4 protein-coding genes are annotated in these 4,547 nt (G+C 66.8%); all 4 read right to left on the reverse strand.

Features of this window, described 5'->3' with window-relative positions; all coding sequences use genetic code 11:
* Positions 1-24 precede the first annotated feature (24 nt).
* Complete coding sequence (locus tag BIU89_RS05715; protein WP_254791508.1) at positions 25-1,068, reverse strand: glycoside hydrolase family 172 protein; 1,044 nt, start codon at positions 1,066-1,068, stop codon at positions 25-27.
* Between the two features lie 116 nt (positions 1,069-1,184).
* Complete coding sequence (locus tag BIU89_RS05720; RefSeq protein ID WP_083404193.1) at positions 1,185-2,090, reverse strand: carbohydrate ABC transporter permease; 906 nt, start codon at positions 2,088-2,090, stop codon at positions 1,185-1,187.
* Positions 2,090-2,944 carry a carbohydrate ABC transporter permease gene (locus BIU89_RS05725; RefSeq protein ID WP_071245092.1) on the reverse strand — a complete coding sequence of 285 codons (855 nt, stop codon included), beginning with the start codon at positions 2,942-2,944 and terminating at the stop codon, positions 2,090-2,092. The genes BIU89_RS05720 and BIU89_RS05725 overlap by 1 nt, the downstream gene beginning before the upstream one ends.
* A 162-nt stretch (positions 2,945-3,106) precedes the next feature.
* On the reverse strand, positions 3,107-4,426 hold the full coding sequence (locus BIU89_RS05730) for an ABC transporter substrate-binding protein (RefSeq protein WP_071245093.1): 1,320 nt from the start codon (positions 4,424-4,426) through the stop codon (positions 3,107-3,109).
* Positions 4,427-4,547: the final 121 nt, after the last annotated feature.

Genomic DNA, 4,547 nt, shown 5'->3' on the forward strand with positions numbered 1-4,547 from the left:
CCCGCGCCTCCAGGCCGACAGCGGTCACCTCGGGACGCGCGCCGCTGCGTCCGGCAGCTGCGGGAACGACGTGTGCGGCTCGGTCTGGTACCAGTAGGCGACCGTGCTGATGTCGTCCGACCGTTCGAACAGCCCGTGGTCCCATGTGCCGATCTGCTGCACGGTGACGCGGAGGTCCTGCTCGAACCAGATCGGGTCGGGGAGGTGCCAGCGGTACAGGGCGTGCATCGGTGCGACCGCGTGGATGAACTCCGAGGCTCCGGTGGTGTCGCGGCTGCTGCAGAAGGGGTACCCGAAGTACGGGGCACTGAACGTGAGCGGGATCGGTTCCGGATCGGCTCGGAGAGCGTCCTGGAACGCCCACGCGCCACCGGCGTAGTCCTCGAGCCCGGTGGTGCACAGTGACGGCAGGTCGCCGTCCCCGTCGACGAAGAACTTCACCTCGCCCTCGCCCCACCAGAACCGGCTGAGGGACGCGAGCGCGACGTAGGTGCCGACGTACCGGCCCCGACCCTGCACACCGTCGAGGATCACGTGGTCCTCACCGAGCGCGGTGGACGCGTTCGAGCGGCGCCACTGGGCGTGGAAGTACGGGGTTTCCTCGGGCACGTCGTCGCCAGTCGTCAAGTCCACCTGGAAGAAGACGTGCTCGAGGTCGGCACCGTGCTCGCTCGTCAGGGAGAGCCGTGCGTGCTTCCGGAACGGCATCGGGAAGTAGCTGTTCATCCCGCCGGTCGGAGCCACCGTGATCGGTTCCGACGTCACGAGCGCCCGGGTCGCGAAGCCGTTGCAGAAGAAGTCGCCGAGGGGCACCTCGACCGAGGGGTCGTCCTCGTCGTCCCAGAAGGCCCGCAGCACCAGGTCACGGAGCACGAACGGCCCCGCCTCGGTCCGGTCGGTGACCGTGATCCAGATGTGCCGTACGACGCCGGGGCCGTCGATGTCGAGCAGATCGATCGTGCCACCAGCCGGCAGGCTTCCCCACGCCCTGCCCTTCCGCCCCGGGCCCAGCGCCGAGGACGCCGACGCAGCCGCTCCGAAGGCGCCGGTGGGGTTCTCGGCGTTCACGGTCCTGGATCGCACTCCGACAGGCGGGGCGAGTTCGGTCAAGGTGGGGAGCATGGAGCCTCCGGGGTTCGTTTCGGTGGTGGTGGGTGCTACGCCGCGGCCGGTCCGGAGCCCGGTCACTTGACCGAGCCGACGGTGACACCGCGGCTGAGGGTGCGCTGGAAGACGAGGAAGAAGACCAAGGTCGGCAGCAGGGAGAGCAGGGACCCCGCGTTCAGCGCGGTCAGGTTGATGCTGTTCTGGCCCTGCAGGGTGGCGAGGGCGATCGGGATCGTCTGTGCGGACTGGTCGCTCAGCAGGACCAGAGGGATGTAGAACTCGTTCCACGTCCAGACGAAGAAGAAGACGACGAGGACGGACAGCGTCGGGCGGAGGACGGGGAACACCACGGACCAGAGGATCCGGAACCGGCCTGCGCCGTCCAGGGCCGCGGCTTCGAGGAGCGACTGCGGGATCGTGCTCATGACACTCGACAGCAGGTAGGTGCCGAAGGCTGCTTGCAGCACCGTGAACACGATGACGACGCTCCAGATCGTGTTGAAGAGCCCGGTGGCCTGCGCCCCGTAGAAGAGCGGGTAGATCAGGGACTCCTGCGGGAGCATCGTGGCGAGCAGGAACACGGCGAGCAACCAGGAGCGTCCGCGGATGCGCCCGATGCCGATCGCGTAGGACGTCACGAGGGCGAGTGCGGTGCCGAGGACGGCGACGAGCCCCGAGATGACGACGGAGTTCACGAGCGCCCGCGGGTAGTCGACGAGCGCGAGGTACTGCTGGAACGCCTCGATGCTGAAGTGCTCCGGCAGCGCGAGCGGACCGTGCGCCGAGTAGTCGGCACCCGTCTTGAACGCGTTCAGCACGAGCAGCAGCAGCGGCGCGAGCATGAGCAGCGCGAACACGACAGCGATCGCGAGGACCACCCACCGTGTGGCGCCACGGCGCTTCCGGCGTTGCGGAGGGCGAGGCGCCCGGGTCGGCAGGGTGGTGGTCGCATCGGTGGCGGACTCGGTGACGAGACTGCTCATCAGGCGTCCTTCCCTTCGGTGTCGCGGCGCTGCAGCCACATGAGGACCCCGGCGATGACGAAGATGACGATCGACATGACGGTGGCGATGGCGGACCCGTACCCGACCTTCGACAGCTCGAAGAAGTTCCGGTAGGAGTAGTAGGACGGCACGACGGTGGACCCCTCGGGTCCGCCGCCGGTGAGGATGAGGATCGGCGCGAACACCTTCAGCGCACCGACCGTCGCCGTGATCACCACGACGAAGATCTCCGGACGGATCTGCGGGAGCGTGATCGCGGTGAACCGTCGCCACCACCCGGCGCCGTCCAGGGAGGCTGCCTCGTAGAGCTCCGGGTCGACGCGTTGCAGCGCCGCCATGAACACCACGACGGGGTACCCGATCTGCAACCACACCAGCACGAGCATCACGGCGTAGATCGCGATGTCGGGGTTGCCGAGCCAATCCGGCGGGCTCGTGTCACCGACCGCGGCGAGCACACTGTTCAGCAGTCCGTTCTGGGTCGCGAGCACCCAGCTCCAGACGAACCCGGCGACCGCGATCGGCAGGATCTGCGGCAGGTAGTACAGGGCGCGCAGCGTGGCGGCGACCTTCGGCCCGAACTCGCGCCCCAGGTGGTCGAAGAGCATCGCGGCGAGCACCAGCCCGATGAGGGTCGGCACCACGACGATGCCGACGATCATGAACACCGAGTTCTTGAAAGCCAGCCAGAACTGTGCGTCGGTGAGCAGGTCGGCGTAGTTGCCGAGGCCGTACCAGCGCATGGGGGCGAGTCCGCCCTTCCACTGGAACATGCTGTACCAGATGTTCATGCCGAAGGGCACGAGCACGATGGCGAGGGTCCCGACGATCATCGGGACGAGGTACCACCAGTACGAGTGCTGGCGGGAGGATCGTGGGCCGGTGCGGCCGGCATTGGCCGCCCCTGGCGCTCGTCGAGCAGCTTGCGTGGTCGTGGTCATCACGTCTCCTTGCGGCGGGACGGACACTTTCGCGCCCGTCCCACCGGATCGAGGTCAGCCCTGGTCGACGGTCTTCTTGCCGTCGTCGTAAAAGGCCTGGAGTTTGTCGAGGTACTGGTCCGCGGTCTCGTTCCCGTTGGACATCGCCGACATGTTGTTCTGGATGAAGTCGAGGAAGCCGGGGACCGGGTAGTCCGGGTAGAAGGCGAGGGTGTCGTCGTGCACGACCTCGTCGAAGCGCTTGGTGTACGCCTTCGTGACCGGATCAGAGATTGCGTCCGAGTCTCCCGCGAGCGGCAGGCCACCGAGGTCGCCGATCTTGTCCTGAACCTTCGAGCTGAGCGTGGTGTTGATCCAGTCGTAGGCGAGGTCCTTGTTGGCGGCCTTCGCGGGCACGCCCCACAGGTGACCGGACGAACCCATCGAGAGGTTCGCGCCGGGCAAGGTGAAGGAGCCCCACGGGAACGAGGACTGGTCCTTCACCCGGGCGAAGACACCGTTGTTCCAGATGAGCATCCCGGTCTTCCCGCTCAGGAAGTTGACGTTCGCCTGCTCGTAGTTGAGCCCGCCGAGGTCGTCCCCGACGTACCCCTTGTCGATCCAGTCCTGGAACTCCTCGGTGCCGGTCTTCCACGGGTCCTTCGAGAAGTCGACCTTCCCCTTCAAGAACATGAAGTCGTCGATCTGCTTCCGGTCGGCCGCAGCCGCCACCAGGGAGTACCAGATCCACATCTGGTTGAAACCCTGGTTGACCGCGGCGGACGACGAGATCGGTGTGATCCCGGCACCCTTCAGCTTCTGCAGGTCCGCCGTGAACTCCGCCATCGACGTCGGCTCGGAGGTGATCCCGGCCTGCTTGAACTTGTCCTTGTTGTAGTAGAACGTGACGTACTCGCCCACGTTCGGGATGCCGTACCAGTTGCCGCTGCCTGCGTTGCCCTGGTCGTCGTACTTGGCGAAGGACTGCATGGAACCGGTGACCTTGTCGTCCCAGCCGTTCTCCTCGACGGCGTCGTCGAGGTTCTCCAGCAGCCCCTGACTGGCGAGCTGGCCGCCGTCGGCATTGCCCTTGTTGAACTCGACGACGTCCGGCACCTTGTTGCCGCCGAGCACGAGCTTCGCGTTCTTGCGGAAGCCATCGAAGCTGGTGGTCTGGAACTTCACCGTGACGTCGGGGTGCTTCTTCTTGAAGATGTCGAGGGCGAGCTGCCATCCCTGGCCCTGCGCCGTCGTCTTGTCCTCGTACTGCAGGATCGTGAAGGTCTTGCCCTCGGCGGAACCGGCCGCGCTGCAGCCGGTGAGGGCGGCCGCGGCGAGCGCGATCGTGGTGATGGCAACGGCCCGGAGGGTCCGTCGATGCGTGTGGCGGGACATGGTGCAGCTCCTTTGCTGGGTTCGGCGGATGAGCGCATTCGGGCGCACTCGACCACCGCGACGTGATGGTGCACGTCGCGTTCGGGGGAGGAGAGAGAAGAGTCGGGTCGGGTCGGGTCGG

The sequence above is a fragment of the Curtobacterium sp. MCBA15_005 genome, assembly GCF_001864855.1.
In the GTDB taxonomy this organism is placed as follows: Bacteria; Actinomycetota; Actinomycetes; order Actinomycetales; family Microbacteriaceae; genus Curtobacterium; species Curtobacterium flaccumfaciens.

Coding starts and splice junctions, on each gene's coding strand:
- BIU89_RS05720 (WP_083404193.1), bottom strand. CDS start 2,090: ATGAGCAGTCTCGTCACCGAGTCCGCCACCGATGCGACCACCACCCTG.
- BIU89_RS05725 (WP_071245092.1), bottom strand. CDS start 2,944: ATGATCGTCGGGACCCTCGCCATCGTGCTCGTGCCCTTCGGCATGAAC.
- BIU89_RS05730 (WP_071245093.1), bottom strand. CDS start 4,426: ATGTCCCGCCACACGCATCGACGGACCCTCCGGGCCGTTGCCATCACC.